The organism is Alkalicoccobacillus porphyridii (genome assembly GCF_007293315.1).
Lineage (GTDB): Bacteria > Bacillota > Bacilli > Bacillales > Bacillaceae_D > Alkalicoccobacillus > Alkalicoccobacillus porphyridii.
The window spans coordinates 1-447 of record NZ_VLXZ01000051.1 but is presented as its reverse complement, the minus strand read 5'-3'; the positions used below and the strand labels follow the sequence as shown (position 1 = coordinate 447).

Genomic DNA, 447 nt, shown 5'->3' with positions numbered 1-447 from the left:
ATTTCATTCTGCTCGACAAACCCTTCGCGGATCATCGTCACGCTTACCGTTTTTCCCTGCTGTTCAAAACGTTTTGTCATGGAATCCTCCAGCAACAGCCAGTCGAGCAGTTGCGGATCCAGGGCAGGGATCTCTTTAAAATAGCGCAGCGCACGCAGTTGCGTTAACGCGGGGTGTGACATGCCGAACTCTCCGTTACATAACGTAAAGGCATTGTATCGCAGAAAAGTGTTTACGGGAGATGTAAAGCAAATTAAGTGATCTAATACGCAACAAAAACGCAACAATCGCATGAAGTGGTAAAACGATGTTGAACCTTACGCTTTACCGATGCCCGTGCTGGCGAGGGCAACCGTAGGGGCATCACCGTCCAGGATGCCAGGAACGGTGATGTTTTCCTTTACTTAAACACCCTTATTCATTATACGATGAGCTCGCCAACTCGCA

The 447-nt window shown here is 48.3% G+C and carries 1 protein-coding gene; it reads right to left on the bottom strand.

Annotated features, from left to right (window positions below):
• Positions 1 to 182, bottom strand: a 182-nt coding sequence (locus FN960_RS23465; RefSeq protein WP_221936824.1) for a hypothetical protein, incomplete at its 3' end; no start/stop codon positions are given.
• Positions 183 to 447 lie beyond the last annotated feature (265 nt).